A 26,069-nucleotide genomic window follows, 5' to 3' on the forward strand; every position below is an offset into this window, starting at 1 on the left:
AACAGAGGTTTTGATGAATGATAACTAACTGGAGTTGAGAGGGTAAGGTTTATCGTAAAGACATCGTTTGACATATTCAAGAATTTCTTTAAATAGAAGAACCCCCTCCTTAGCTCATTGTTGGAGGGGGTTGGTATCTGTTTGTAATTATGATTCGATCAACCTTGTGGAGATTGATTTGTCAGGTGAAATTTTGACCTCCCAAATTACATCAGATTGGTAAAATTTTGTCGTAAAAGTCACATAACTGCGAGCAATAGCCGGACTTCTCATAGTACCGCTAGCACGTTTAATGTCAGGTTTCTCTGATTTGGAGTAAGTTCCCTCTCCTCTTAAGTTCACAGTGAAATAATCCCATGAGTCAATTGTAACCCCTGATTCATCACGGTAGAGAGTCACATTCCAGGCGCCTCTAAATTGAGCTACATTTAGGCCACCAACCCAAATTTGCTCTGTGTACTCAAGCGTAGTTTTACTACTCACAGAGTCAGCATACTGGGTAATCCCACGCGGCTGTTTGATTGGTTTTTCTGAATATGTTTTTACCACTTTATAACCATTTGATAGGTGATATTCCACTCTTGGTTTCTTAGGACCTACTGGATTGACCTCAGAAAGTCGTCTCATTTCTTCCAATAATTCCTTTGAAAATTGTACGTGAGCCTTGCTATCATCCTCCTGAGCCGATACACCACCTGCTTGTACAGAAAATAAACATGCAACCATTACAAAACTAAATATAGACCTCAAAAAAATTTTTATCATTTACCTCATAAACCAAATATTTGAAATTATTATCACAAATTTTATTATAATTGGAATATAATTCATAAACAAGCTTTTATTTTATGAAAATTGAGTATATATTGTTATAAGAGAGGACGGTGTAATAAATGGTACTAGTAGTAAGTTTGCTCATGTATGTTTTGATCCCCCTGATCTTAGGAATCATTTGCTATCATGTAAGTAAAAGTCGTCTCTTATTTGGCGTACTTGGTACACTGGTAGCTTCTTTACTTGCTTTATTGATGTTTAAATCTGTTGAGCTTTTTTATTATCCTTTGATTTCGACTGTTTTATTTTTTGCATATCATTTCGTGATTAAAAGCAAAACTTGCAAATCAAATTCCGTTTAATAAAAAACCCGCCAAACTTATTGGCGGGTTTGCTGTATCCGGTTGTTCCGATTAGTATTAAAGTTTGTTCACTTTAAGGTATCGCTGATTAGGCTTGCACATTAACGACATCTTCTACAGGTATCCGCCAGAAATCCTCATCGTTCTTTAATTTGATCTGTTTAAACGTTGAATCAAACTTATCTACCCATCCCCAAGCTGTTTCAATTACTCCTCTACCCTCTTTTGTTTCTTTCCACCAGCTAATTGTAAGGGCGTAGTCATACTGTCGAGAGTCAGATATCCTGTAACAAAACTCGGCTAGTTCATCCTCTTCAAGCTAAAAAAATATACACTAACTTTCTAGATATTAAGGTTTGCCAAATACGGGAAGTGCAAAAAAATAAAAAAACACCCCTGATTTTAAGGGGTGCGTGATCTACAAAAGGGATGCTTTTAAAAAATTTTTAACCGCCCATTCCATGTATGTAAACAGTAACCATGCTACATAACATAGCTGTTATCCTTGCATTTTTTCTAACCACTCTTGTAGTAGTTTATTCACGGTATCAGCATCATCCGCGTCAGCGGCTGCTTTGATCTGTTCCATGATATTTTCTTTTCCTTCACGAACAAAATGCTTGATACCTAGCTTTTCCATCTCTTCTTTTGCTTGTTCTTCGGTTAGCGTTCCAGCTTTCACTTGCTCCTGGATTTCATCCAGTTTTTTCATTGTTTCTACGTCAAGTTTGATGCCTTCATGGATCCCATTCTCCATCTCTTTCGCTTGCTCACGGATTTCACCCAGTTGCTTTTTCATTTCTTCATCAGGGTTGATCATTTTAAGAACAGGTTGCTTGATTCCTAACTCTTCCATTTTATCTTTTGCCTGTTCTTCAGTTAGTGTTCCAGCTTTCACTTGTTCTTGGATTTCATCAAGCTTCTTTTTTGTTTCCTCATCTAGGTTATTAACTATTTTACCCTTACCCTTTTCAAAGCCTTCCAGTAGTCCAAGATTTTTCATTTTCTCCATTGCTTGCTCTTCTGTTAACGTGCCATCCTTTACTTGCTCACGAATTTCATCTAGCTTTGTCTTCGTTTCTTCATCCATTTGTATCATTTTTTCCTGCTGATCAAACAGCTTCTGGAAATCGTCAGCTAGATCAGGATTATATTTATTGATGATCTTCATCAATTCCTGCTGATTAGCTTGTCTATCCTCTAGGGAATAGTGTACACGTTTTTGAAAAGTTTGTTCTACTTTTGTTGTCTCTACGTTTGTATTACTTGCCGCAAAAGCCGCGGTTGGCGCAAACACTGCAAGGGCTAATGCTCCGATCATCCATTTCGATGCGTTTTTATTCATTCGAATCAAACTCCTTCATTCATAGTTGATTTGCAAGAAGAACTTCTTACAAGTAACAATTTACTAATGGAGTATGTTAAATGAATGTACACCATAAGGAAAAGTTGTGGGAAAGCTGAGGATGGCTTTTCTATTTTAGAACTCCCAAAGGCCGCTGTTGCTGGAGATATCTGGTATTATTTTTAATCTTTAATAATCGGCTTAGGCACAAGTTGTTTGTCTAGGTGATGCTGACGTAACATCTCTGCATGTTCTGGCAAGATAAATTTCGTTACAAGTGGATCAAGAATTTTACTAGCCATCAAAACAACTCCTCAAATACGAATATGTGTTCTTATTCTATTAGATAGTGAGGAGATTAAGCAATGGCTATAAATTACATGTTTATCTTCAGGCTAGGTGCGGTATTTGCTGTATCCTGTCCCCTAACAGGCTCTAAGATCGAGTAATTTTATGTCATTTTTTGATAAAAGGGCTTGTATATTGTTGATTATATGGTAATATTTAACTGTAAATACAAATATTCTAAAAGTTTTGAGTTTTAACTTTAAAACCAAAGGAGATATGATGTTATGAAAAAAACGATTCTAGCAAGTGCATTGTCTTTAGCTACTATTATGGGAACCGCCACTACTGGACTGGCTGCTTCCCCCATTGAGGTATCTAGTTCATCGTCACAAGCTGAATCCTCAGTTGAATCTAAATTACAGGAACAAGTTATTGGAAATATTACTGTAATGTCTGATTATGTTAAAGTAGGAAAAGATGGCTTGGTACACGTTGATCCTGCTGCCAAAGAGATAGTTGGAAAAGAAGTTTACGAGGTATACGTTAATGGTGCTGCATCTGTTAATAATGCAATAGAGTCCGGTGACATTAAAGTAGAAGATGGTGAGCTTTCAGTAGATAAAAAAGATCTATCTACCCCTACTGAAAAGGGTTCGAAAGTTGCGGCACTCGGATCTTTCGGAAACTACTACTGGTGGGGATACGCATTTACTATGACAGATAGGGATACTAGAGACGTAGCTAATGCTTGGGCACAAGCAGGGACAGTAACAGCAGGTGTTACTGCGATTTCTGGGTTGATTCCTTCTCCACCAACAAAACTTGTACAAGCTATTTCGTATGCTTTGTCAACTGGAATGGTAGCCATTGCAAACGAAATTAACCATAAAAATGAAGGTTATGGGGTTACAATAAACATTCATTATGTCGGCTATTTTACAATTTCGACAAATCCTAAAGATGCATGGTAAAATATTGATTAGATCAACATACACTATTCCATCAAGGTATTACAGAGGAGTGTTGACTTATCATATTCGGTGTATTTAATATAATGCTGTTTATTATATTAATAGGTGCTGTTGTAACTTTATTCCTGTTAAAGTCTGTGTTTTCAAAGAACATAGCCTATATTGTTTTCTCTTTGCTTCTTATTTCAATTTTAGTTTGGCAACAAATATCAATGGAACATGCAACAAACAATTTGTTCGTTATTACTTTAATTTTGGTTTTCACTATTAAAGTAATAGCTGACCAAAGAAAAGGATAGAATTACCGCTAATACCACAGAAACAAAAAAAGCCCTCTGACGGTCTACATTGAATTGTTCCGTCAGAGGGCTTTCCCATTATCTTTGTCGAGCTAAATTAAAATAAACCTCATCTATTTCAAAGCCTGTTATTTTACGGCCAAGCTTGTATGCTGCCTCAACCACAGGACCAGATCCTAAAAAGAAATCCGCTACCGTTTCCCCTTCCTGACTACTGTTCAGAATGATACTCTCCATAAGATTAACCGGCTTTTCGGTGGGGTGAATCATTTTTTGTCCTGCTACTTTTGGTATTGGCCAGATGTCTGTAGCACGACGATTCGAAACCCGACGTACCTTGTTCTTCCCCTTTACAGCAAATATGATAAATTCATGCTGATAGCGGTATTGCCAGCCCATGCCCATGTGTACTTTATTCCAGACTAGACAGTTCTTTATCGTAAATCCGACGCGCTGCATCCAAATACAAGAGTGGATACATGCGCCAATCGATAAACACGTAAATATGTCTACCTGGCTTCAAAACTCTATACGCTTCTCTGAGCCACTGGAAAGTGAATCGCTGATAGTCTCGTGGGTGTAGCTGATCGTTTGCGATGATGTTAAATCTAGGCTTCTTCGTCTTGGTTTGTGTAGTGCCACCAAAACCTAGATTGTAAGGTGGATCGGCAATGAGTAGGTCTATAGTTTCGTCTTGTAGGTATTGTTTTGCTCCAGTTATGCAATCCATGTTAAAAATCATCGTGTCAGCTCCCATGATGTAGTAAATTATGTGTGCGTAGTAGGGAAAAGAAAAATGCCTATCGCTTGGACGGCATTTTGTCTAGTTTGTTTTGTGTTTAAAGTGATTCGTAATAATCTATTGTTTCTAGGTTTGTACCTATTTTTTTAACTAAGGGCGAACTTTCTTAATTTATCTAGCATAGATTTGTAGTGATCGGATGAAATGACACACTCACCTCCATTGGTATCTGGAATTGCCCCTTGCCGAAATGGTCAAGCCCCCGTTTTGTAGACAGTAAGAAAAACCCCGGCCGTTAGGCCGCTAACTGACGCCTAAATTCACTAGGCGTCAGTTTATTTAACTTCAGTTGAAGACGTTCTTCGTTGTAAAAATAAATGTAATTTTCAATTCTCCTTTGAGCATCTTGAAGATCTCGTATATCATAGGGATATAGGGCTTCGGTTTTCAAATGAGAAAAGAAGCTTTCTATCGAGGCATTGTCTAGGCAATTGCCCCGTCGGGACATGCTGATTTGGGCGCCAACCGTAGGCAGCATGTCGTGGTATGCATGGGACGTGTACTGGGAACCTTGGTCGCTGTGAACGATCAAACCAGTCACGTCTTTTTGCATTTCAAATGCTTTCCTAAAAGTCTCTAGAACAAGCGCATTGTCATTTCGAGTACTGATATGATAAGCGATAATCTCATGCGTACATAAATCTTTGATTGCAGAAAGGTAGATACGTTCTTCACCGATGCGATATTGGGTAACGTCAGTTACCCATTTTTGATTAGGCTCTTGAGCGGTAAAATCACGTTTGAGTAAATTATCTGCAACACGTCCATCCGATACCTTTGCTTGATGGGCAGTCATATAGGCACGTTTACGGCGAATGATGGCTTTGAGTCCCAGATTTTGCATGATGCGTAATACTTTCTTATGATTAACCCTACAACCAAATTGGCGTAACAGTTCGGCCTGAATTCGGCGATATCCATATATTCCTTTTCTTTGTTCATAGATCGTTCTGATCCGTTTTTTCATCGATTTATCCCTATACAAGTTTCTAGTAGAGAGGTACTTGTAATAGCCACTTCTCGAAACTCCTAACACCTTACAAACCTCAGTAATTGGATATATTGTAGACAAACTCTCCACAATTCGATACTTCTTCCTTACACCCCCCGCATCCAGATTTCCAAACACTTTTTTAGGATTTCATTCTCGCGCTTCAGTTTTTGGACATACCTATCCTGATCAATATAGGCCTGACGACGTCCGCGTCGATCTAGAAGTCCAAACTCACCCTGTTGTCTGTACTTTCTCATCCACTTTTTTAAGCGATCTTTGTCCTGAATTTCCAAATGCTCTACAATTTGTTTATACGTCCACTTTTCCTCAATGTGTAAACGAATAGCTTCCATTTTCAATGATTCTGGATAACTTTTAAATTTTTGTCCTTTAACCGCCATAAAAAAATACACCCCCTAAAGTCATCGGATAACCTTGGGGCTTTTTCCAATGTCTACTTTAAGGGGTGCACTTCAAAAAGCAAAGGGTTTTTTTTACTTTGAAAGGCATTCACAATTGCTATTTATATCCTTATACCCCCAGTTTTTTAGCAATGCTATGAATTAGTGTGGCAGCGTAGTCACCTTTTACCGTCCCACCTTGAACGGCATTGGTTTTCCAATACTCAGGAGTTTTAATGACGCCAGCTTTTACGAGTGCCTCTAGTGATTTATCTAAATCGCTCATAGCTACAGCTCCTCCTTTTAGTTTATACGGATGGCCAACGTATCCACAAAATGCTTTGACAACAGCCTCCGCATACGTCTTCCAGTTAGATTCTAAGCGTGCAGCATCTCCCATATTGTCGATAAAACCATATTCCAAAATAGTTGTGTCTACCGCTCCAGTATCTCGATGCATGAAATAGTAGTCAGTGCCTCCATTCCCTTGGCGGCTATAGGCTTTACGGAACTTTTGACCACAATCTGCAACGGACTGGGCAAGTACTTTCGCAAGCTCTTCGCACGCATGAATCGAGTGGATCGCCTCGACACCTTCGCCTCTACCAGCGTTTATGTGATTGGAGATACAAAACTTGGCCCCGCTTTGTTTAACCGCTGCTGTGCGCTGTGGGGGCATTAGGGGAGTGTCCGTCGTTCTGGTAAACGCGAATATGTCAAAGAAGTATGTAAGCGTGCAGGTGTTCCTGTTCTCTCACCGCATGCCTTACGTCACACCCATGCTGTTCATCTTTTGGAATCGGGCGTAAATATAAAATACGTGTCCGAGAGACTCGGACACGCAAGTGTTAAAGTAACCGCCGATACATATCTTCACGTCACCAAGAAGATCGAGGATGACGCTTTGAGTCAGTACGAACGGTATGTTCAATTTTAAAATTCCGGGCAAATTCCGGACAAACCCTATGCCAGAAGCCGAAAACCCTTGATACAACAAGGTTATCCGATACTTCCCTCCATCTCGAACTTAATCAGACGGTTCATCTCAACGGCATATTCCATTGGCAATTCTTTTGTGAATGGTTCAATAAAGCCCATTACGATCATTTCTGTTGCTTCTGCTTCACTCAAACCGCGGCTCATCAAGTAGAACAATTGATCTTCAGATACTTTAGACACAGTTGCTTCATGCTCAAGCGTCACGTAGTCATTCATGATCTCATTGTATGGGATCGTATCAGAAGTAGATAATTTATCCAAAATCAATGTATCACACTTAATGTTGGATTTAGCTCCCTCTGCTTTACGACCAAATTGAGCTAAACCACGATACGTTACTTTACCACCATCGCGAGAGATAGACTTAGATACGATTGTGGAAGTGCAATCAGGTGCTAAATGAATCATCTTCGCCCCAGCATCCTGATGTTGACCTTTACCTGCTACTGCGATAGAGAGAACTGTACCTTTCGCACGTGGTCCTTTCATGATAACCGCAGGATATTTCATCGTTAACTTGGAACCGATGTTTCCATCAATCCATTCCATGTTTGCATCGGCATAAGCTACAGCACGTTTTGTAACTAGGTTATATACGTTATTAGACCAGTTTTGAATTGTTGTATAACGGCAACGAGCACGTTCTTTGATAATGATTTCAACTACAGCAGAATGCAAGGAATCTGTGCTGTAGATTGGCGCCGTACAGCCTTCTACGTAATGAACAAAGCTATCTTCGTCTGCAATGATCAGCGTACGCTCGAATTGACCCATGTTCTCTGAGTTAATACGGAAGTATGCTTGAAGCGGAGTTTCTACTTTTACACCTTTTGGTACGTAAATGAAGGAACCACCAGACCATACAGCAGAGTTAAGAGCCGCGAATTTATTATCTGCTGGCGGAATAACTGTCGAAAAATACTCTTTCACGATCTCAGGGTATAAACGCACCGCGGAGTCCATGTCAGTAAATAAAACACCAAGAGACTCTAAATCTTCTTGCATGTTATGGTAAACAACCTCAGACTCATACTGTGCAGATACACCAGCTAAGAACTTTTGCTCTGCTTCTGGGATACCTAGTTTATCAAAGGTAGCTTTGATTTCTTCTGGTACCTCATCCCAGCTACGACCCGCTTTTTCAGATGGCTTTACATAGTAAGTAATGTTGTCGAAATCCAATTCGTCGAGGTCGCCACCCCATTTAGGCATCGGCATTTTATAGAAAATGTCTAATGCTTTCAAACGGAATTCCAACATCCATTCTGGCTCTTCTTTGATTTTAGAAATCTCTTCTACGATTTCACGAGTTAAACCTTTTTTCGTACGGAAGATCGAAACGTCTTTATCGTGGAATCCATATTGATACTCTTGGATTTCAGGGGCTTTCTTCGCCATATCGTTCACTCCTTTTGCCTCACCATTCAGTTGGAGGGTATATTACTTTGCGTCCGTCTGGTTAATACCTTGCTCCAATGCCTTCCAGGCGAGCGTTGCACACTTAATGCGCGCTGGAAACTTGCAGACACCTTGCAGAGCTTCAATATCGCCTAAATCAATAGAGTCATCCGGTTCTTTTCCCTGCATCATATCAGAGAAAATCTGAATCAAGCGTAACGCTTCCTCTTCGTTTTTTCCTTTTACAGCTTCCGTCATCATAGAAGCGGAAGACATAGAGATGGAGCAACCTTCTCCTAGAAATTTTGCGTCCACAACTACACCGTTCTCTACTTGTAACGATAACGAAATGCTGTCTCCACAGGTTGGATTATTTAGATTGATAACCAATCCGTTTTCATCCTCTAGCTTTCCTTTATTCCGTGGCTTTTGATAATGATCCATTATGACACGTCTATAGAGATCATCAAGAGAAGACATTTCCAAAATACTCCTTCGCTTTTTTCAACCCAGCGATTAAGGCATCCACATCCTCTTCTGTGTTATACAGATAGAAGCTGGCACGGGCAGTAGCTGTAGCTTTCAACCATCTCATCAACGGCTGTGCACAATGATGACCCGCACGTACAGCAATACCTTCTGTATCCAAAACCGTTGCCAAATCATGCGGATGAACGTCCGCCAGGTTGAAAGTAATTAAACTGCTTCTATGTTCAACAGGACCGTAAATCGTAAGTCCATCCAATTCTTTCATTTGTTCCATTGCATAGTTAATCAGTTTCTTTTCATGTGCTTCAATTTCGTCCATGCCCAGATCATTTAGGAAATCAATCGCAGCCCCAAGTCCGATGGCTCCGGCGATAATCGGCGTTCCCCCTTCAAACTTCCAAGGGAGCTCCTTCCATGTGGAATCCTGTTCATATACAAAATCGATCATTTCGCCACCAAATTCAACTGGCTCCATTTTTTCCAAGAGTGCACGCTTTCCATACAATACGCCGATTCCTGTAGGTCCGCACATCTTATGACTGGAAAACACATAGAAATCACAGTCTAAATCCTGAACATCAACTTTTTTATGTGGAGCGCTTTGGGCACCATCCACAACCAAAATAGCGCCATTTTCATGTGCAATTTTAGCAATTTCCTTGATGGGAGTTGTATCACCTAAAACGTTAGAGATGTGATGGATCGCTACCACTTTGGTTTGTGGTGTGATCGTTGCTTTCACTGCCTCCAAGGTAATCGTACCATCTTCAGCTAACGGGATAAACTTGAAACTTGCTCCAGTTGCCTTTGCTGCTTGTTGCCAAGGAATAAAATTGCTGTGATGCTCAACCAGCGTGGTTACAATTTCGTCCCCTTCAGTAAGGAACGTACGAGCATACCCAATCGCAATGGTGTTTAACGCAGTAGTCGTACCACGAGTAAAGATTACCTCAGCTGTTTCCTTCGCATTGATGAACGCACGTACTTTTTCACGTGCTCCTTCATAAGCGTCCGTCGCGTACGTACCAAGCGTATGTACGCCGCGATGAACGTTAGAGTTATAGCTACGATAATATTTATCTACCACTTCAAGAACTTGAATCGGCTTTTGCGAAGTAGCGGCGCTATCCAAATATACCAATGGATGACCGTTTACTTCTTGATGTAAGATAGGAAACAATTTACGGACTTCATGTGCGTTCATCGTCCTAACTTCCTTTCCAATGCTTGGCGTAGCTTGCTTCTCACTCCTTCAATCGGAATCTCGGCGACCACTGGGTCCAAGAATCCAATAATGACAAGACGCTCAGCCTCTTTTCTCTCAATACCACGAGACATAAGATAGTATAAGCTTTCCTCACTCACGCGACCTACAGAAGCAGCGTGACCAGCTTTTACGTCGTCTTCATCAATCAAAAGGATTGGGTTTGCATCCCCACGAGCTTTTTCAGATAGCATCAAAATATTTTCTGCTTGCACACCGTTTGCTTTTTCTGCGCCTTTTTCAATCTTGGTAATTCCGTTCAGGATGGCAATCGCTTCATCTGTCATTACCGCTTTACTCAACATATTGGATTCAGTATGTGTTCCGATATGCTGAACTTGGGAAGTCAGATTTTGGCGTTGTTTACCTGTTCCTACTGTGATGGATTTGGTATCAGCGTTTCCACCTTTACCTTCCATAATGGAGGTATTGTTCGCAACTGTGTTACCATCATTCATCTCGCCTAAAATCCATTCCATGTTAGCATCCTGACCGATCACGGCACGTCGGAACGTATAATCGTGAACCTCAGTGGAGAAGGAACGAACAGACGCCACCTGTACGTGAGCGTTAGCTCCCAAGTGTACTTCCACAACGCTATTTGCTACCATGTTGGTTCCCCCAGCAGATACAAATGAATCTACATAGGTTACACGCGCATTAGCTTCTGCTACGATAACAACATGGGGAGCTAGCAAGGATTCTTCGCCTGCTACTTCATAAATAGCTTGCAATGGCATTTTCACTTCTACGTTTTTTGGAACGTACAAGAATACCCCACCATTTACTACTGTTGCATGCAAAGCAGCTACGCGATGCTCGTCTTCTTTGACAATTGAATAGATATATTGTTTCACAAGTTCACCGTGTTCACGAAGCGCTGTAGCAAGGTCAGTAAAAATAACGCCTTGGCTTTTCAACTCTTCATCCACCTTATGGTAGACGACAGACGCATTTTTCTGTACGAGTAAGCTGGTTACATCTTTATCGTCCAGTTGTTCTTTTACGACTTCATCCAATTGTTCGATGTTGTCTACACGCGCTTCTAATTGGAACGGGTGAAATTGATCGAAGTTCCATTTATCAATTTTGCTTTTCTCCAACACAGGTAGATCTAGCGTCTGTGCTTGTTCGAATGCAGCTAGACGCTTTTCTAAAAACCAGGCTGGTTCTTGATTCGCTTGGGAAAATTGCTTAATCGCTTCTTTACCAAAGCGAAGTTGTGTTTCTGTACTCATGATAGTCTCGACCTCCTTCGCCTTTTATTCTGCGTTAACGGTCTCGTCTTCGATACCGAGCTCAGCTTTAATCCAATCATAACCTTCTGCTTCTAGACGCTCTGCCAATTCAGGACCACCTGATTTTACGATACGACCTTGCATCATTACATGAACAAAATCAGGCTTCACATAGTCTAGTAGACGTTGATAGTGAGTAATGATTAAGAAACCGCGATCCTCAGAGCGCATCTCATTAACACCTTTTGCTACGATTTTAAGAGCATCGATATCTAACCCAGAGTCGATCTCATCTAAAATACAGAGACTAGGCTGAATCATCATCATTTGTAGAATTTCATTACGTTTTTTCTCCCCACCAGAGAAACCTTCGTTTAGGTAGCGATGAGCAAAAGCTTCGTCCATTTCTAATGTGCTCATTTTGCTATCCATCTCACGGATGAATTTCATTAAGGAGATTTCATTTCCTTCGCCACGAGTTGCATTCATTGCTGAACGTAGGAAATCGGAGTTCGTTACACCTGTGATTTCAGATGGATATTGCATAGCTAGGAACAGACCTGCACGAGCACGCTCGTCTACAGCCATTTCCAATAGATCTTCACCATCTAATGTAACTTCACCATCAGTTACTTCATATTTAGGATGTCCCATTAGCGTAGATGCTAATGTAGATTTACCTGTTCCGTTTGGTCCCATGATCGCGTGGATTTCTCCACCTTTAATCTCTAGGTTCAAACCTTTTAGGATTTCCTTCTCTTCGATCCTTGCGCGTAAATTCTTAATCTGTAGATGTACAGCAGCCATCTTGCATACCTCCATATATTATGATCAACCAGTCTTCACGATGTTGTAGACAAGCACTATACTATCTTAATCGAAAAACCTGTGCATTCTCAATTCATTCTCAATACATTTTATAATAATAATTCTAAGAAAGCAAGGAAAGAACTATTGCCATATTTATAAAACATGAATGTTTCTTAAATCCGGAAAAGCCTATTTTTACGCGGCAGAATTCCTTGTTTGTAATGCTGTTTTTCCTGCCGCATAGCAGTAGTTTCAATCGCCTATCCATTTTGTAAAATTACCGTTCCCCTAGTACGAAAAGAGCCCACTACTAGCCATAGTGGGATTTTCCAAATCTTACAGTCAAAAAGAAATTTTAAACTTATTTGGTTAATACATCCATAATCACTTGACGATTATGTGCATATTTCTCGTCGCTTAGTACTGGTATATAACCCTCTTGCGGAATGCTTGACAATAGGTTATGCCAAGATTTACAGCCTTTATATTCTTCAGCAATTTCAATCGTTACTGGCTTGTCTAATTTATAAACTCGCGCAAATAGAATATGCAGTGGTTTTTTCTTTTTCCAATGCAAGCGGACATCAGCGAAGTCATCCGTCCAGATATGGTATGGGTTCAAAGCACGAATTTTTGCTTCATCTAAGATTTCAATATCATCGGTAATATGAGCAAAGTATTCGATATCAACAGTTGGCTTATCAAGGCTCCAGCCTACAAGAGTTGCTTCCAAATCAGACTGATTCTCAGGTTTAATCATCTCTGCTTTTTGGTGCTCATAGGTTGGGTACAAATAGAATGTATCGTTTTCTAGTTTAAAATCTCTTGTTTCTTCATATAAACCGCCTTTGCGGACAGTAATAATCTGTTTTCCTTCTCCTAATGCCTTAATCGCAACTGCCCACTCTTTTAAAGAAAGTGTGGATTCAGGTTGTTTTCTATCGTTACTCATGTGTAGTTGCCCCTTCCCTTTTAAGTATTCCATCCTCTTTTAAACTACGTGCTCTTATCTTTTATGTCTAGGTGTACGTGTCTATTGATTCAGACTTGAGAAGTTTTCTCTATTAGTCACTCCTCACAGTGTAGCAGAATTCCCTACCCTAGCAAAGTTAACGAGTTCGATTTGTCATGGACTCGACACACAATCAGGCAACATACAAAAAGACCCGGAGAAACTCCCGGGTCTTCTACTACTTTTCTTATTTAACGACAGGACCAGCCTGTGAAATATCATGTGCTTTGGGAAACTTTTTAGCAAAGTTAGCCTGGAACAGCTTTGCTAATTCATTTGCCTGCTGATCATAGGCATCCTTATCTGCCCATGTATCACGTGGTTGTAACACTTCGCTAGGTACCCCTGGGCAAGTGGTTGGCACTTGTACTCCAAAAACGGGGTCAGTGGCGTACTCAACCTTTTCCAACTCACCGTGCAGAGCAGCCGTTACCATAGCACGCGTAAATGCCAATTTCATACGGCTTCCTACCCCCACAGGTCCACCTGTCCAGCCCGTGTTAACCAGATATACAAGCGCATTAGACTCATCAATCTTTTTACCTAGCATTTCTGCATAGACCACAGGACGTAACGGTAAGAAAGGAGAGCCAAAGCAAGTAGAGAACTCGCTTTGTGGCGTTGTTATACCGCGTTCTGTACCAGCCATTTTACTCGTATAGCCAGATAAGAAATGATACATCGCCTGTTCTTTGTTTAATTTAGAGATGGGAGGAATTACCCCAAAAGAGTCTGCTGTTAGGAAAAGAATCACATTAGGGTGACCACCCACACCAGGTATGACAGCTCCTGGAATCGCTTCTACAGGATAAGCTGCGCGCGTATTTTCTGTGTAACGATCATCATCATAATTTGCGATACCACTAGCCTGATCGACCACTACATTTTCTAGCACGGCACCAAAATTAATTGCATTCCAAATCTGTGGTTCTCCTTGTTCAGAAAGCCGGATGCATTTTGCGTAGCATCCTCCTTCAATATTAAAAACACCTTGATCAGACCATCCATGTTCATCATCGCCAATCAAGCGGCGGTCTGTATCAGCAGATAGGGTAGTTTTCCCTGTACCCGACAAACCAAAGAATAAAGCAACATCGCCATCACGTCCAATATTAGCAGAACAATGCATAGATAACACATTACGTTCAGGTAACAACATATTCATCACACTAAAAATAGACTTCTTCATTTCACCGGCATATTCTGTTCCGCCTATTAATACTACTTTCTGTTCAAAACTAATAATAATGAATGTATCAGAATTGGTTCCATGAACCTCTGGATTTGCTTTGAAGTTCGGAACATAGATAACAGTAAAATCGGCTTGATGCCCTTCTAATTCTTCCACTGTTGGGCGGATAAATAATTGATGAGCAAATAAATTATGCCAAGCAAATTCATTTACCACACGAATTGGCAAACGAAAGTTGCGATCCGCTCCAGCAAATCCGTCAAAAACATAAAGTTCCTTGTTCTCTAGGTAAGCTAAAACTTCTGCATGTAATTGCTCAAATTTTTCGATTTGAATGGGTTTGTTATTGGCCCAATCAATTTTGTCATGGACAGAGGGTTCATCAACTATGAATTTATCTTTCGGAGAGCGCCCTGTGAATTTGCCAGTTAGCGCGTTTAAAGCGCCTTTATCTGTCAGAACTCCTTCGCCACGTTTAATTGCTTCTTCAATCAACTTGGGTACAGCCAAATTATAATGAGCATTGGCACCAGCAAGAACTTCAGATAGACGCTTAACCGTTTTGGCTTCCATGTAAATATATCTCCTTCCCCAACTGTAAAAATTGTGGGCTATATCATGTTTTATTTTTAATTAGTATATCACATTAGATCAATTAAGCTACAAGATTTTGCGATTTTTTTTTAAAAAGATGTGAATAACTAGAGATAATTCGTTCAAAATTGGGTATGTGCCTAGTAAATGGAATTCTATCTTCAGCTTCGGTAGTCAAAACAAATAGCCCCTTTCTAAAAAGCGGCAGATGTAATCTATATAGTATTGATATCTACGAGCATATTTATGATCAGAAACTAGGCTAGTTTTTGCTCATTTCCCAAAGACAATCGTAGCAGTGAGTCTAATTTTAATTGATCCCGGACGTGCCCCTTCATCTCAATGTTCCCCTTAGCATATCGATAGGAAAGCTCATCTCCTGTCAAAAGCATCTGTAAGCTTTGAATTTCCCCTTTTACAACAACATCCATCTTTTGCTTTGCATTCCACTCTGTTACGATTATTTTTCCATTTCCAAAAACTAAACAACAATCTCGTGTGCCGTCTTCCAATTTGAATCCAATTTTACGATCCCAATCCTTCATTAAATTTTGTAAGTGTCCTTTTCGTTCCAAGCGTTTTTGTACTTCAAACAATACCACTTCTAATTGAGAAGCCATTGTCATCCCCCCCCGCTCACATCCGACCCATTCACTACTACATATTCGTAAATTGGTCCGTCGATACCTTTGGCGAGGAATTGGAGGCTTTGTCGTTCCCTGTCTACTAAAGCCTGTTTTTATCGTCATATTTCTACGTTCTCCTTCACGGAGTAAATATCACGAATAAAATCCAGAAGATAATTTGTTGAATATGCGGAAACTGATTTAACTTTTTAAAAAAATATTAAAAAATGATTGAAATTTTCCGAAAAATAATGCATAATAGGTAATAATTAGTAGATAGGTATATTACCTACTACTCACCCATTAGTACCCCCTTTTTCATTATAAACTCCTTTCTGTCTGCCTTTTCCAAGTGAAGGCAGACCTTTTTTTGTTGATGTTTAGCGAAATATACACAAAGAAAAAAGACGCCCTCTCTAGGCGTCATCCGTTTCATCCTCTTCATCCTTGTCCAACCGAATCTCCAAGTGGTGACCGTCTGGCGTTTCAAAATAAAGATTATAACTTCCCGGGCGTTCAATCGGCCCACGGTAACATATATTTTCCGCTTCCAGCTTATCAACAAGATAGTCTAATTCATCACGTGTCGCCACTGCAAATGCAATGTGATCGACGTGACCGGAATTTATATTTAGCTCTTTGGTAGTTGGATGTAGACCAATTCGTGTATAAGGCCCAATGTTAAAATAAACTGGCTCATCTTCTCCCGATTGATCAAGAGAAATCGGTACTTCTAAAATCTCTTGAAAAAATTGAGCTACGCCCATCACATTGCGACAGCTAAGAGCAATATGATGAACACCTTGAAGTTGAAGCATCGAATACAATCCTCCTAAACGGCTGACCTCCATCAACTGTTCACTGGTTAGCCCCTATTAAAAGGCTTTTTTTGTCTTTCGCTCATTGGCGTGATGTTGTCGTAACCGATGGCTTAAATTTGTTAATCTATTTGTTAAAGCTTCTCGCCATTCCAAATCGTTCATTTGTTTGGCTACACCTAGCAAATCAAGGGCGATGTCAATTTGTCGTTTCAGACTTTCATCATAAGAACCTTGATCTGTCATTGAACAGTTCTCAAACAGCTCGGACAGCTTATCTAAATCTACAAACTCTGCGAAATCTACTTCTGCTGCGTGATCTCCCTGAGCATATTCGACAAGAATTTCATACTCACCTTCAACGGTTGGATGAACCCTCGTACGATTACAAACTGGACAATACATAATTGGTACATTGTGCACCATAATTTGCTCGTGACGAAGTGTTCCAAAAGAGCCAATCATCCCTGCTCCACAGCAAAAACCCATAAGCTCTCCCTTCCATGTACATGTGGTCGAACTCTTATTTGTTTTTATCTGAACAGACACACAAGTACAAAATCGTTATTGTCCTTTGATTGTATCTTACAAGCTTCCGATATGCTAGGTTTAAAATGCTACCAGTTTCACCAATGATAATTCTACCAATCCCGTATTTGATTATAGCCGTTTCTGATGATTTTTCAATGGAATCCTGTTATTCTCCTTCACTACTCGTATTATATATTCATAGGTAAACGGACCTGAATCGTTGTACCTATGCCTACTTTGCTCGTTATGTGAAGTGTTCCCTGATGTAACTTTACAATTTCTAAACATAGAGATAATCCGATGCCGCTACCTGATTGCTTATGCTTACCTTTGTAAAATTTATCCGTAATTCTAGGCAATTCCTCTTCTGATATTCCAGCTCCCTGATCAATAACTTCAATAATAACCATCTGATCTTCCCGATAGCTGCGAATTGTAATAGTGGTGTGCTCCTCACTAAACTTCATTGAATTATGGAGTAGATTAATCACCACTTGCTTTAATCGATTCTCGTCTCCTAATACGATCAAATGTTCATCTGGAGTTTCCGTCACCAATTGGATCTCTTTTTGGAAGGCACGTGCTAAAAATTGCTGCTGAACATCCATTAAAAGCTGATTCACCTCTAGCTCTGTCTTATGAATCTCCATCCCTCCTGCCTGCAAACGGGAAAAGTCTAGCAATTGTTCCACTAATCCAGTTAGTCGATCGGATTCCTTAACAATGATCTGCATGGCCATACGTGTCTCTTCCTTGTCTTCCATGTCACCCGTCAAGACCACTTCAGACCAACCTTTAATAGAAGTCAAGGGAGTTCGCAATTCGTGGGAGACAGAAGAAATAAAGTCGTTCTTGATTTCCTCAGCCTTCTCTAATTCGCTAGCCATATAGTTAAAGGTTTCAGCCAACGTTCCAACCTCATCGTCTCCTACCTTCCTAGCTCGTTGACTAAAATCACCTTTTGCCATTGACTTGGCCGCACCCGTAAGCTCAACGATAGGAGTTATAATCCGCTTAGATAAAATCAAATTTAAAATAAGAGATAGAAGGACGAGACCAGCTCCAATGCTCCAAACAAGCAAAGTTATTTGATTAACAACCTTGTCAATCGCTTCAACAGAGGTCACATAGCGTAAGACTCCTGCTGTTGAATCATAAAAAGTGAGCGGCTTAGATACTGCAAGGATATGCTCACCTGTATCTTCATTTTTCCCCATCCAAATCCCTGTGTCGCCTTTTAATGCGTCTTGCACATCTTGCGTAAGTACACTTTTCCGTTTGGTAAAACCGTTAAAATCTAAAATCACATTACCATCTAAATCAATGATTTCAACATGTGCCAGATCATCTTGTGACGTATGCTCAAAAATATATTTCGCTTTATTTTGCAGATTATAATATTGAATGTATTTGTTATAAAAGGTCGTAGACACATTGATACGACTAAGAAGAGCTTGTTCTGCACCACCATAATAAAAACTACGTACCCCTAAAACAAACGAACTTCCTAGTACTAGAATTACCATTAGTACGACAAAGGTAAAATTCATGACTAGACGTTTTTTTATCCCATACATGTTCTAAGTTCCTTCTTTCCACTGATAACCAAATCCCCAGACTGTCTCCAGATATTTCGGTTTTGATGGGTCATCCTCGATTTTCTGGCGAATGCGCCTAATGTTGACATCTACTACTTTTAAATCCCCAATATAGTGTTTTCCCCAAACTTCATTTAAGATGTCATCGCGACTGACTGCGCGATCCTTTTGTTCCATTAATAATTGGATAATAGCAAATTCCTTAGGCGTGCAATCTATTTCTTGCTCGTTTTTAATCATTTTTCTATCCGTCAATCGCAGGGTAAATGGACCTGTAGTAATCAATTCACCTGGCTTTACCGTGGAAGGTACCGTTTCTACCCGTCGTTTAAGTGAATTCATTCGAGCAATCAGCTCAGCGGCGCTGAAGGGTTTTGTAATGTAATCATCTGCTCCTATATTTAACCCCTCTATTTTATTTACTTCTTGAGCTTTAGCAGTCAGCATAATAATCCCCAATTGCGGGTACATCTTCCGTAACTCTTGACAGACCTCTAGACCACTGATTCCTGGGAGCATTACATCTAATACGGCTATCGCAATGTCAGGCTCCTTCTTAGCAATTTCCAAGGCCTTTTCCCCTGTCTCCGCCTCTAACACTTCAAAACCATTTCGTTTAAATTGAATTCTTACAAATCCACGGATGGATTCTTCATCTTCCAGTAATAATACTTTCATCTGTCGTTACTCCTTTCTGCCCTGTATCTAGCTGCTCTGCTAATCTATCTATATTTTGCGAAATACCTCTTGAACCTGTTGCAAATTGAATAGCATTTTTCGATAAGTAGACTGCTCGATCGCTGGAACTCTGCTCATATCAGTCGGGAATCGTACAATAAAGACGTGTTCTCCATTTTCATCAATAACACCATACTCTTTTCTTTGTAGCTTTAACTCCCGCTCTGTATTCGGCCATTCTGTTTTTTTAATCGGATCAATGGTAAACAGCTCAGCAGAAGGCTTTCCCTGAGAGTCTACATATAAAAATGTGATCGTTCCTGCGTCTTTCGTAGTAACTAGCTTTACCGTGTAATGCCCGAACCAGTAGTTTGGTATATTTACTTGAAATCCATTGTTAACGTCATCATAGGATTCTTTTACTTTGATCAGGCTTTTTTGCCCGTTCCATTGATACCACTCTGTAATCCAAGGAGTATCAACCATGGACAAATCTTCTGCTCCTACCGGCTGTACTAACGTCGAGATTTCGATAATTCCATCATTATTAACGTCTTTACTAAAAGTAGAATAGGGCTTAAACACCACGTTATCATAATTGGTCAGGTCTACCTGCGTCAGCTTCCCCTTGTTACTTACTAATAGGGCTGTTTGCCCTGAATGAGCCCCGACACCAGAATCTAAAAATATCCCATTTTGTTCTCTGGTTGCTTTACCTACTAAAACATTTTCATACCCATTAACCCAATCTAATTCCAACTGCTGCACCATTTTCATTTTCGAGATTGCTTTGTCATACTGGTACACTTCCGCAGGAGCTTTCATTTTGTCTCGATCCAGCTTGAAAACATATGCTTTCGATACCCCGCTCTTGTCTAAATCCCCTACGATAGCTTCCTTGCAAGATGTTTTTAAAATTTGAATCATTTGTCCATCTTTCCACTTATAACCGCCAAACTCTTTGTCTACTTCTTCACTTGCCATCCAACTAACGAAAATCTCTTTTTCCTTATCTCCTGAAACATCCTCAAAGGCAACATAATCCACATCTTGACCCGTTTCCTCGATCTGCCCAACCTTTTGCCAGCTATTCCCTGTTTTTTGCATCACAATAAATCCCAAGTTATACTCGCCCAATTTATAAAAGGCGACGACTTCATTACTTCCATCACCATTTAAGTCTTTTTCGATAATGGCTCCATTTTCACCTGGGTTATTACGTGGAATCATGAGCGAGCTACCTTGAGGCAAATTAGCTAATACGGCCTTTTTTACTTCTTCCTGATTTTCATTTAAAGTAGGAGCCTTTAACAATTCATTTGGGGAGGCAACAGGTGTACAACCTGCCAGCAGCCCTATCAACAGCATTCCAGTGCTCCAATGTCTCATTTTCATAACCATATGTAAGAAAACCTCCAGCTAAACTACATACCTTTTCTTCATTATAAAAGAGTATCACTTTAAAATGTTTGCAAAAAGGTTACGAAAGCAAAAAAAGATCGGTTTCTTATAACCGATCTTTCTGTTCATAACGTTAATAAGCGTTACTGATTATTCTTTTACCATTGCTTCGTATTTATCCGCATCCATAAGCTTATCCAACTCGCTGGAATCAGACACCTCAACCACGATCATCCATGCTTTGTCATAGGAAGATGTATTTACCAATTCAGGTTCATCTTCTAGTGCACCGTTGATTTCCAATACTTTACCAGTAATTGGAGCATATAGCTCAGATACAGTTTTAACAGATTCTACACTACCGAATGGTTCATCACGTTGGATTGTGGAACCTACTTCTGGCAATTCAACAAATACGATGTCACCTAGTTCGGACTGAGCGAAAGAAGTAATACCGATATAAGCCTTGTTGCCTTCTACACGTACCCATTCATGCTCTTCGCTGTAACGTAACTCTTTTGGAAAATCCATCTAACTTCCTCCTTTTTTCGTAGAACACTCGGATGATTATTCCAAGACTTCTGGTGACGGCAAAGCCGACATTGCTCTTATCGTGTGGAGCTTGTGAGCAACGGGGTTTTTTTAGAGTTTCCCCTCTACATAATTGGACATGTAAGGACCCTAATCCTCTTCAATACCCAAAATTCGATGCAAACGTTTTTTGACCATATTTAAGCCCTTTTCACCTGCTTGGAAGTGGCGAAGTGCCAATGTCTCGTCAAACAGATAGTAGGCAGGAACATATTCATTTTGAAACGCATCTGTTGTTGCCATCTCGTTATCAATCGCTACTGGATGTGTAAGCTCATATTGAGCAATTGTTTCTTTGATTTTAGCAATATCCGTATCAGCTTCGGAACGCGGCATATGAATACCAATCACTTTTAAGCCCTGATCTGCATACTTGTCACGCCACTCGTTAATTTGTGGTAGAGATTCTTTGCACATGTAACAACTAACGGACCAGAAATGTACAAGAACTGCTCTTTCGCCCTGCAAATCAGCCTTAGAAACTTGACCGTTTACCCATTCTGTGATGCCTGGAAAATCTGGAAGTTCTTCACGTAAACGCATGGTTCATGCCTCCTTTAATATAGAAAAGGGCCTAACACTGTAAAGTTAGACCCTTTGTTTGTGTAAAACGATACCCCATCTAAATCAGGAATTATCCTTTTAGATGAGCTTGGCCTGGACGCCAGTTAGCTGCGCAAAGTCCGCCGGATTGTAGAGCTTGGAGAACACGTAGAGTTTCGTCGTTAGAACGTCCTACGTTCATATCAGTTACTACTTGGTATTTAACAACGCCTTCTGGATCGATGATAAATAGACCACGGTAAGCTGCACCGGATTCTTCATCCAACACACCGAAAGAACGAGCAACTGTTTTGTTAAAGTCAGCAGCAAGTGGATAGTTCAAACCACCAAGACCATTTTGATCGCGTGGAGTGTTGATCCAAGCTTTGTGAGAATGTACAGAGTCAACAGATACACCTAGTACTTCTGCATCTAAATCTTTGAAATCTTCGTATGCATCGCTCAAAGCGATAATTTCAGTTGGGCATACAAAAGTGAAATCTAGTGGATAGAAGAACAATACCAACCATTTACCTTTATAATCAGAAAGGGAAACACGACCGAATTCTTTTCCGTCACCGGATACTGTTTCCATTGAAAAATCAGGAGCTTGAAGACCAATAATACGTTGTGCCATATATATTACCTCCTTAAGGAATGTTAATATTATCTACAAGAGTTATGATATCAAAACTAATAGATTATAGTCAATATTAATTTGTAATAATTTTTATTAAACAGTGGTTTTTGTTTGACAATGATCCTCAATCTCTATGTATAGTACCCATTGTAATGGAGATTCGTATCCAACTCTTCCATTTTTGTATAGAAGAATCCGCTATTTGCCCCACATTTCTTCCAATGTTTGTTCTTTAAAACCTAGTGTTGTCTTCGTACCATTTGTTATAAGAGGTCGCTTAATAAGTTTACCATTGGATGCCAGTAACTCTAGCATCTCGTCTTCTGACATTGTTGGCAGCTTTTCTTTCAAGTTCAACTCACGATAGAATTGACCGCTGGTATTGAATAATTTACGAATATCGACTCCACTATTTTGCCAGATTTGTCGTAATTCCTCTTTCGATGGTGGAGTATCTACAATTGGAATCTCTTCATATGTAACCTCATTGGTATCCAGCCATTGTTTAGCTTTACGACATGTACTGCATTTTGCGTAACTATACAAACGAATATTTGGTGCGTTTGTCAAAATCCTCACCTCTTCTATAAACATGTGACATAACCTCAATTTCGTGGTTAGTAACACATTTTCCTTCTTTCATTTTTGTGAACTCTACAAGAATTGCTCAGAGGTAGTTTTTTCATGTTTTCCAGCATTTATACCTTTTTGAGTACACTTTCTATCTCCATAGTTTTGAGTAGATGAGCATCTATAGTATCTAGACGTATGTCTTTTCCCTCGCCATTCGGATGTTTTCTTTTGACAAACCATCGCACCTCCACATTTTGCATTAGATTTAACCATTTTTTTGCTTTTGCTTACATTAGGTGATTCAATTGAACACCAAGTTTCTTTTCTTAGAGAGTATGTAAGCAGAAACCTTGGTGAGCTGTATTACACAGATGATACCCTTATTTATTCAAAGGTAGTTACTGTCATGAATTCACCTCTTTTGTACAATAACTGCTACTTTGATTATATTCTTAAATAACAAAAAATTGATTAAGAGCACCTTAGTTTCTAAAATTTTTTCTTTTGTATATGGAAGGGCGATCGAATAAGTTAATATAGCCCCAGTCAAACAACTTAACAACTTTTATAATTAATATTTAAAAGGCTATACTTTGTTGATTAATCTTACAGCTAACACACAGGTCTTATTTAACACAAGTAAAAACGTCCGAGTATGGGGGATTCGGACGTTAAGGTATATGAAATATGTTTAACAGGGCTCCATATAAATAGTAAGTAAGTAATATCAAAATCTTAGCTTTACTCCTTGCTATTATTTTTTTTGAGTAATTCAATTACAGTTTTAATTTGTTTGTTCAGTTCCTTAATCCCAAAAGCAATAGCAATTAACAAACCAGCATACAACACTTGAAAAAAATACTCAGCCAACTTTATCGCCTCCTATAAGTTAATAAAATATAAACTATCTATAATAAAAAACCGCCCATAAAAAGGCGGTTCTATAATTTTACGATGCTTCACTTACTCCTTGGATTGGTAGCAAATTCTGTAGATTCTTAGGAGAGTTTGATTTGATTTTTTGAAAAGCTCGTTCAGCTTTTTTGCAGGTGCAATCATGTCCTCCATTATATCTTGCTGTTTCTTACGTAACCCAAACTCTCCAACAATAGCTGTCAAGATTCCGATAGTGGGAAAGTGGCTGGTATTAACTGTAATGTGGACATGATCTGTATGGAAAAAGATTTTTGGAATGCAATGATGAAGGAGCAAGCCAAATACTTGGGGGAGCTGGCTGATCGGGTAAGGATTGCTAGTGGACAGGAACCGCAAAACCGATAGAGTTAATCCAAAATCCTTGATAGGTTTTTATAAAATATAACTAACATCTATAGAGTGTTTATTATTAAAACTGAGGAGTGATATTTGGAGTTAGTATAGTTTCATGGACACCTCTTAGTTAAGTCCTTACAATGAAAACAAGAGGAGATGAGTCCGGATGGAACACAAAAAAACGAACAAGAGATACAATGAAGATTTTAAAAGAACAGTGGTAGATCTTTATCACTCTGGTTACTCTGTAAAGGAATTATCTAGCGAATATGGTATTTCAGAAGTCACCATTTATAAATGGATCAAAGAATTTACTCCTCTCGGAGAAGCAGGACAATCTATAGCACCTAAAGAGATTGCTGCTATGCAGAAGGAAATGCTGCGATTGAAACAGGAAAATGAAATTCTAAAAAAGGCTATGGCCATATTCGCAAAAAAGTAGAAATTGCAGAATGGAATCAATTTATTGAAGCAAACAGAGAAAAGTACTCTGTACAGACCATGTGTGAGGTACTCAATCTTTCCAGAAGTACATACTATCAATTCCAAAAGAAAGAGCCCTCTCTACGTCATAAAGAGAATCAACTGATTACAAAGAGAATGATTGAAATTCATCAGGATAGCAAGGGACGTTATGGTGCTCCCAAGATCCACTATCTTTTGAATAGAGAAGGCTTTTCTATTAGCCAGAAAAAAGTGCAACGATTAATGAATAAGGCTGATATTCGATCCATTACGCGTAAAAAATTCCGCCCACAAGGAAGCAAAGACAGAGTGATAGAGAGACCTAATCTACTTCAGCAAGATTTTAAAACAACATCTATTAACGAGAAATGGGTAGCAGATATTACGTATATTCATACTCTTCGAGATGGTTGGTGTTATTTGGCATCCGTTCTTGACCTACATTCTAAAAAAATCATAGGGTACTCTTTTTCACGTCATGTGACAGTGGATGTAGTTTTGCATGCATTAAAAAATGCCTATGATACTCAAAAACCCGCAAGGGATTTGGTACTTCATACCGATTTAGGTGCCCAATATACAAGCAAGGATTTCACGCAATATGTTAAGCAACTTCACATTGTTCACTCATTTAGCAGAAAGGGCTGTCCCTATGACAATGCCTGTATCGAATCGTTCCATGCCATTCTGAAGAAAGAAGAAGTAAACCATGTGACTTACATTGATTATGAATCCGCAAAGCTTGCGCTTTTTACATATATAGAAGGTTGGTATAACCGAACCCGAATACATGGTAGTCTAGGCTACAAAACACCTCAAGAAGTAGAAGACTTGCAAAGAAAAGTATCCTAGTACTTAACTTAGTTGTGTCCAAGATATTGACTCAAATCCAATTGGGCTACCACAAAAGATGACTAGTAGCCCATTTAATCAAAATTATTACATAAGTTCATGGTGTACATATTTTATTTTTTGTAGGCTAAGATATAAATTGTAATAAACAATAAGAAACTAATAAGTGATAGTATCCGACAAGTCTTATAACGAGACATGTTTTTTTCCAGTAATGATTTTATTACTTCAAAAAAATTAAACAAAAAC

At 39.4% G+C, this 26,069-nt stretch carries 28 protein-coding genes and 3 pseudogenes; 3 read left to right on the forward strand and 28 right to left on the reverse strand.

Going from position 1 to position 26,069, the window contains the following annotated elements; genetic code table 11:
• Positions 1-147: 147 nt before the first annotated feature.
• The 4 genes and pseudogenes from ACQV1I_RS21905 to ACQV1I_RS21920 all read right to left on the reverse strand — a co-directional run.
• Positions 148-765, reverse strand: a complete 618-nt coding sequence (locus tag ACQV1I_RS21905; protein ID WP_116334907.1) for a hypothetical protein — start codon at positions 763-765, stop codon at positions 148-150.
• A 459-nt stretch (positions 766-1,224) separates the two neighbouring features.
• Positions 1,225-1,455, reverse strand: a pseudogene (locus tag ACQV1I_RS21910) (YolD-like family protein); the annotation flags it as partial.
• A 180-nt stretch (positions 1,456-1,635) separates the two neighbouring features.
• Positions 1,636-2,481, reverse strand: coding sequence for a hypothetical protein (locus ACQV1I_RS21915; RefSeq protein ID WP_438769792.1), 846 nt, complete (start codon positions 2,479-2,481; stop codon positions 1,636-1,638).
• Between the two features lie 185 nt (positions 2,482-2,666).
• Positions 2,667-2,783, reverse strand: a pseudogene (locus ACQV1I_RS21920) (YolD-like family protein); the annotation flags it as partial.
• Positions 2,784-3,053: 270 nt separating this feature from the next.
• Here ACQV1I_RS21920 and ACQV1I_RS21925 point away from each other — a divergent pair.
• The gene (locus ACQV1I_RS21925; protein ID WP_116334904.1) at positions 3,054-3,740 is read left to right on the forward strand and encodes a hypothetical protein; all 687 of its coding nucleotides are present in this window, start codon (positions 3,054-3,056) and stop codon (positions 3,738-3,740) included.
• Positions 3,741-4,117: 377 nt separating this feature from the next.
• Here ACQV1I_RS21925 and ACQV1I_RS21930 read toward each other — a convergent pair whose 3' ends face one another.
• The 5 genes from ACQV1I_RS21930 to ACQV1I_RS21950 form a co-directional block, all read right to left on the reverse strand.
• On the reverse strand, positions 4,118-4,498 hold the full coding sequence (locus ACQV1I_RS21930) for a DNA-methyltransferase (RefSeq protein ID WP_268878081.1): 381 nt from the start codon (positions 4,496-4,498) through the stop codon (positions 4,118-4,120).
• A complete protein-coding gene (locus ACQV1I_RS21935; RefSeq protein WP_268878080.1) occupies positions 4,452-4,781 on the reverse strand; it encodes a DNA methyltransferase in 330 nt (109 codons plus the stop codon). Before ACQV1I_RS21935 ends, ACQV1I_RS21930 begins: the two co-directional genes overlap by 47 nt.
• A 295-nt stretch (positions 4,782-5,076) precedes the next feature.
• A complete protein-coding gene (locus ACQV1I_RS21940; RefSeq protein WP_116335481.1) occupies positions 5,077-5,970 on the reverse strand; it encodes an IS3 family transposase in 894 nt (297 codons plus the stop codon).
• Entirely contained in the window at positions 5,940-6,236 is a 297-nt protein-coding gene (locus ACQV1I_RS21945; protein WP_094702890.1) for a helix-turn-helix domain-containing protein, read from the reverse strand. Before ACQV1I_RS21945 ends, ACQV1I_RS21940 begins: the two co-directional genes overlap by 31 nt.
• Before the next feature lie 130 nt (positions 6,237-6,366).
• A complete protein-coding gene (locus tag ACQV1I_RS21950) occupies positions 6,367-6,915 on the reverse strand; it encodes an N-acetylmuramoyl-L-alanine amidase (protein WP_116335395.1) in 549 nt (182 codons plus the stop codon).
• Between the two features lie 81 nt (positions 6,916-6,996).
• Between ACQV1I_RS21950 and ACQV1I_RS21955 the strand changes: the two are divergent.
• Positions 6,997-7,173: pseudogene (locus ACQV1I_RS21955) on the forward strand (tyrosine-type recombinase/integrase); the annotation flags it as partial.
• 62 nt (positions 7,174-7,235) lie between these two features.
• Here the strand turns inward: ACQV1I_RS21955 and sufB are convergent.
• The 19 genes from sufB to ACQV1I_RS22050 all read right to left on the reverse strand — a co-directional run bounded on the left by sufB (position 7,236) and on the right by ACQV1I_RS22050 (position 24,101).
• Positions 7,236-8,633 carry a Fe-S cluster assembly protein SufB gene (sufB, locus tag ACQV1I_RS21960; protein ID WP_116335394.1) on the reverse strand — a complete coding sequence of 466 codons (1,398 nt, stop codon included), beginning with the start codon at positions 8,631-8,633 and terminating at the stop codon, positions 7,236-7,238.
• Between the two features lie 42 nt (positions 8,634-8,675).
• Positions 8,676-9,113 (reverse strand): Fe-S cluster assembly sulfur transfer protein SufU, encoded by a 438-nt coding sequence (gene sufU, locus ACQV1I_RS21965; protein ID WP_018670406.1) that lies wholly within the window; start codon positions 9,111-9,113, stop codon positions 8,676-8,678.
• Positions 9,100-10,326 carry a cysteine desulfurase gene (locus ACQV1I_RS21970; protein ID WP_094702767.1) on the reverse strand — a complete coding sequence of 409 codons (1,227 nt, stop codon included), beginning with the start codon at positions 10,324-10,326 and terminating at the stop codon, positions 9,100-9,102. The genes sufU and ACQV1I_RS21970 overlap by 14 nt, the downstream gene beginning before the upstream one ends.
• Positions 10,323-11,624: a Fe-S cluster assembly protein SufD gene (sufD, locus tag ACQV1I_RS21975; RefSeq protein ID WP_116335393.1), complete on the reverse strand. Its 1,302-nt coding sequence runs from the start codon at positions 11,622-11,624 to the stop codon at positions 10,323-10,325. Before sufD ends, ACQV1I_RS21970 begins: the two co-directional genes overlap by 4 nt.
• A 24-nt stretch (positions 11,625-11,648) precedes the next feature.
• A complete protein-coding gene (gene sufC / locus ACQV1I_RS21980; protein WP_018670403.1) occupies positions 11,649-12,431 on the reverse strand; it encodes a Fe-S cluster assembly ATPase SufC in 783 nt (260 codons plus the stop codon).
• Between the two features lie 364 nt (positions 12,432-12,795).
• Positions 12,796-13,386 carry a DUF1802 family protein gene (locus ACQV1I_RS21985; RefSeq protein ID WP_116335392.1) on the reverse strand — a complete coding sequence of 197 codons (591 nt, stop codon included), beginning with the start codon at positions 13,384-13,386 and terminating at the stop codon, positions 12,796-12,798.
• Positions 13,387-13,633: 247 nt separating this feature from the next.
• Positions 13,634-15,211, reverse strand: coding sequence for a phosphoenolpyruvate carboxykinase (ATP) (gene pckA, locus ACQV1I_RS21990; protein WP_116335391.1), 1,578 nt, complete (start codon positions 15,209-15,211; stop codon positions 13,634-13,636).
• 278 nt (positions 15,212-15,489) lie between these two features.
• Entirely contained in the window at positions 15,490-15,981 is a 492-nt protein-coding gene (locus ACQV1I_RS21995; protein WP_236645941.1) for an SCP2 sterol-binding domain-containing protein, read from the reverse strand.
• A gap of 293 nt (positions 15,982-16,274) precedes the next feature.
• A complete protein-coding gene (locus ACQV1I_RS22000; protein ID WP_003334561.1) occupies positions 16,275-16,676 on the reverse strand; it encodes a VOC family protein in 402 nt (133 codons plus the stop codon).
• 57 nt (positions 16,677-16,733) lie between these two features.
• Entirely contained in the window at positions 16,734-17,165 is a 432-nt protein-coding gene (locus tag ACQV1I_RS22005) for a hypothetical protein (RefSeq protein ID WP_116335389.1), read from the reverse strand.
• Between the two features lie 230 nt (positions 17,166-17,395).
• Positions 17,396-18,784 (reverse strand): HAMP domain-containing sensor histidine kinase, encoded by a 1,389-nt coding sequence (locus ACQV1I_RS22010; RefSeq protein ID WP_116335388.1) that lies wholly within the window; start codon positions 18,782-18,784, stop codon positions 17,396-17,398.
• Positions 18,785-18,787: 3 nt separating this feature from the next.
• The gene (locus ACQV1I_RS22015) at positions 18,788-19,483 is read right to left on the reverse strand and encodes a response regulator transcription factor (protein WP_018670396.1); all 696 of its coding nucleotides are present in this window, start codon (positions 19,481-19,483) and stop codon (positions 18,788-18,790) included.
• Positions 19,484-19,531: 48 nt separating this feature from the next.
• Positions 19,532-20,884, reverse strand: coding sequence for a hypothetical protein (locus ACQV1I_RS22020; protein WP_116335387.1), 1,353 nt, complete (start codon positions 20,882-20,884; stop codon positions 19,532-19,534).
• A 150-nt stretch (positions 20,885-21,034) separates the two neighbouring features.
• The gene (gene gcvH / locus ACQV1I_RS22025) at positions 21,035-21,415 is read right to left on the reverse strand and encodes a glycine cleavage system protein GcvH (protein ID WP_018670394.1); all 381 of its coding nucleotides are present in this window, start codon (positions 21,413-21,415) and stop codon (positions 21,035-21,037) included.
• Between the two features lie 150 nt (positions 21,416-21,565).
• Positions 21,566-22,018: a redoxin domain-containing protein gene (locus tag ACQV1I_RS22030; RefSeq protein WP_094700488.1), complete on the reverse strand. Its 453-nt coding sequence runs from the start codon at positions 22,016-22,018 to the stop codon at positions 21,566-21,568.
• A 91-nt stretch (positions 22,019-22,109) separates the two neighbouring features.
• A complete protein-coding gene (locus ACQV1I_RS22035) occupies positions 22,110-22,655 on the reverse strand; it encodes a peroxiredoxin (RefSeq protein ID WP_003334553.1) in 546 nt (181 codons plus the stop codon).
• A 201-nt stretch (positions 22,656-22,856) separates the two neighbouring features.
• Positions 22,857-23,228 (reverse strand): arsenate reductase family protein, encoded by a 372-nt coding sequence (locus ACQV1I_RS22040; protein ID WP_018670392.1) that lies wholly within the window; start codon positions 23,226-23,228, stop codon positions 22,857-22,859.
• An 84-nt stretch (positions 23,229-23,312) separates the two neighbouring features.
• A complete protein-coding gene (locus ACQV1I_RS22045) occupies positions 23,313-23,504 on the reverse strand; it encodes a recombinase zinc beta ribbon domain-containing protein (RefSeq protein WP_116335386.1) in 192 nt (63 codons plus the stop codon).
• 468 nt (positions 23,505-23,972) lie between these two features.
• The gene (locus ACQV1I_RS22050; protein WP_018670391.1) at positions 23,973-24,101 is read right to left on the reverse strand and encodes a hypothetical protein; all 129 of its coding nucleotides are present in this window, start codon (positions 24,099-24,101) and stop codon (positions 23,973-23,975) included.
• A 568-nt stretch (positions 24,102-24,669) separates the two neighbouring features.
• Between ACQV1I_RS22050 and ACQV1I_RS22055 the strand changes: the two genes are divergently transcribed.
• Positions 24,670-25,820 (forward strand): IS3 family transposase gene (locus ACQV1I_RS22055; protein ID WP_116335482.1). Its coding sequence is split into 2 segments (ribosomal slippage): positions 24,670-24,910 and positions 24,910-25,820, totalling 1,152 coding nucleotides; the frame shifts between segments, so codons are not numbered across the junction.
• The last annotated feature ends 249 nt before the right edge of the window (positions 25,821-26,069 follow it).

The sequence above is a fragment of the Brevibacillus sp. JB24b genome, assembly GCF_051713385.1.
GTDB lineage: Bacteria > Bacillota > Bacilli > Brevibacillales > Brevibacillaceae > Brevibacillus_B > Brevibacillus_B laterosporus.

What these genes read in the sequence shown, in the direction of transcription:
- ACQV1I_RS21905 (WP_116334907.1), bottom strand. Translation starts at nt 765, where the DNA reads ATGATAAAAATTTTTTTGAGGTCTATATTTAGTTTTGTAATGGTTGCA.
- ACQV1I_RS21915 (WP_438769792.1), bottom strand. Translation starts at nt 2,481, where the DNA reads ATGAATAAAAACGCATCGAAATGGATGATCGGAGCATTAGCCCTTGCA.
- ACQV1I_RS21925 (WP_116334904.1), top strand. Translation starts at nt 3,054, where the DNA reads ATGAAAAAAACGATTCTAGCAAGTGCATTGTCTTTAGCTACTATTATG.
- ACQV1I_RS21930 (WP_268878081.1), bottom strand. Translation starts at nt 4,498, where the DNA reads ATGCAGCGCGTCGGATTTACGATAAAGAACTGTCTAGTCTGGAATAAA.
- ACQV1I_RS21935 (WP_268878080.1), bottom strand. Translation starts at nt 4,781, where the DNA reads ATGATTTTTAACATGGATTGCATAACTGGAGCAAAACAATACCTACAA.
- ACQV1I_RS21945 (WP_094702890.1), bottom strand. Translation starts at nt 6,236, where the DNA reads ATGGCGGTTAAAGGACAAAAATTTAAAAGTTATCCAGAATCATTGAAA.
- ACQV1I_RS21950 (WP_116335395.1), bottom strand. Translation starts at nt 6,915, where the DNA reads ATGCCCCCACAGCGCACAGCAGCGGTTAAACAAAGCGGGGCCAAGTTT.
- sufB (WP_116335394.1), bottom strand. Translation starts at nt 8,633, where the DNA reads ATGGCGAAGAAAGCCCCTGAAATCCAAGAGTATCAATATGGATTCCAC.
- sufU (WP_018670406.1), bottom strand. Translation starts at nt 9,113, where the DNA reads ATGTCTTCTCTTGATGATCTCTATAGACGTGTCATAATGGATCATTAT.
- ACQV1I_RS21970 (WP_094702767.1), bottom strand. Translation starts at nt 10,326, where the DNA reads ATGAACGCACATGAAGTCCGTAAATTGTTTCCTATCTTACATCAAGAA.
- sufD (WP_116335393.1), bottom strand. Translation starts at nt 11,624, where the DNA reads ATGAGTACAGAAACACAACTTCGCTTTGGTAAAGAAGCGATTAAGCAA.
- sufC (WP_018670403.1), bottom strand. Translation starts at nt 12,431, where the DNA reads ATGGCTGCTGTACATCTACAGATTAAGAATTTACGCGCAAGGATCGAA.
- ACQV1I_RS21985 (WP_116335392.1), bottom strand. Translation starts at nt 13,386, where the DNA reads ATGAGTAACGATAGAAAACAACCTGAATCCACACTTTCTTTAAAAGAG.
- pckA (WP_116335391.1), bottom strand. Translation starts at nt 15,211, where the DNA reads ATGGAAGCCAAAACGGTTAAGCGTCTATCTGAAGTTCTTGCTGGTGCC.
- ACQV1I_RS21995 (WP_236645941.1), bottom strand. Translation starts at nt 15,981, where the DNA reads ATGACGATAAAAACAGGCTTTAGTAGACAGGGAACGACAAAGCCTCCA.
- ACQV1I_RS22000 (WP_003334561.1), bottom strand. Translation starts at nt 16,676, where the DNA reads ATGCTTCAACTTCAAGGTGTTCATCATATTGCTCTTAGCTGTCGCAAT.
- ACQV1I_RS22005 (WP_116335389.1), bottom strand. Translation starts at nt 17,165, where the DNA reads ATGGGTTTTTGCTGTGGAGCAGGGATGATTGGCTCTTTTGGAACACTT.
- ACQV1I_RS22010 (WP_116335388.1), bottom strand. Translation starts at nt 18,784, where the DNA reads ATGTATGGGATAAAAAAACGTCTAGTCATGAATTTTACCTTTGTCGTA.
- ACQV1I_RS22015 (WP_018670396.1), bottom strand. Translation starts at nt 19,483, where the DNA reads ATGAAAGTATTATTACTGGAAGATGAAGAATCCATCCGTGGATTTGTA.
- ACQV1I_RS22020 (WP_116335387.1), bottom strand. Translation starts at nt 20,884, where the DNA reads ATGGTTATGAAAATGAGACATTGGAGCACTGGAATGCTGTTGATAGGG.
- gcvH (WP_018670394.1), bottom strand. Translation starts at nt 21,415, where the DNA reads ATGGATTTTCCAAAAGAGTTACGTTACAGCGAAGAGCATGAATGGGTA.
- ACQV1I_RS22030 (WP_094700488.1), bottom strand. Translation starts at nt 22,018, where the DNA reads ATGCGTTTACGTGAAGAACTTCCAGATTTTCCAGGCATCACAGAATGG.
- ACQV1I_RS22035 (WP_003334553.1), bottom strand. Translation starts at nt 22,655, where the DNA reads ATGGCACAACGTATTATTGGTCTTCAAGCTCCTGATTTTTCAATGGAA.
- ACQV1I_RS22045 (WP_116335386.1), bottom strand. Translation starts at nt 23,504, where the DNA reads ATGGTTAAATCTAATGCAAAATGTGGAGGTGCGATGGTTTGTCAAAAG.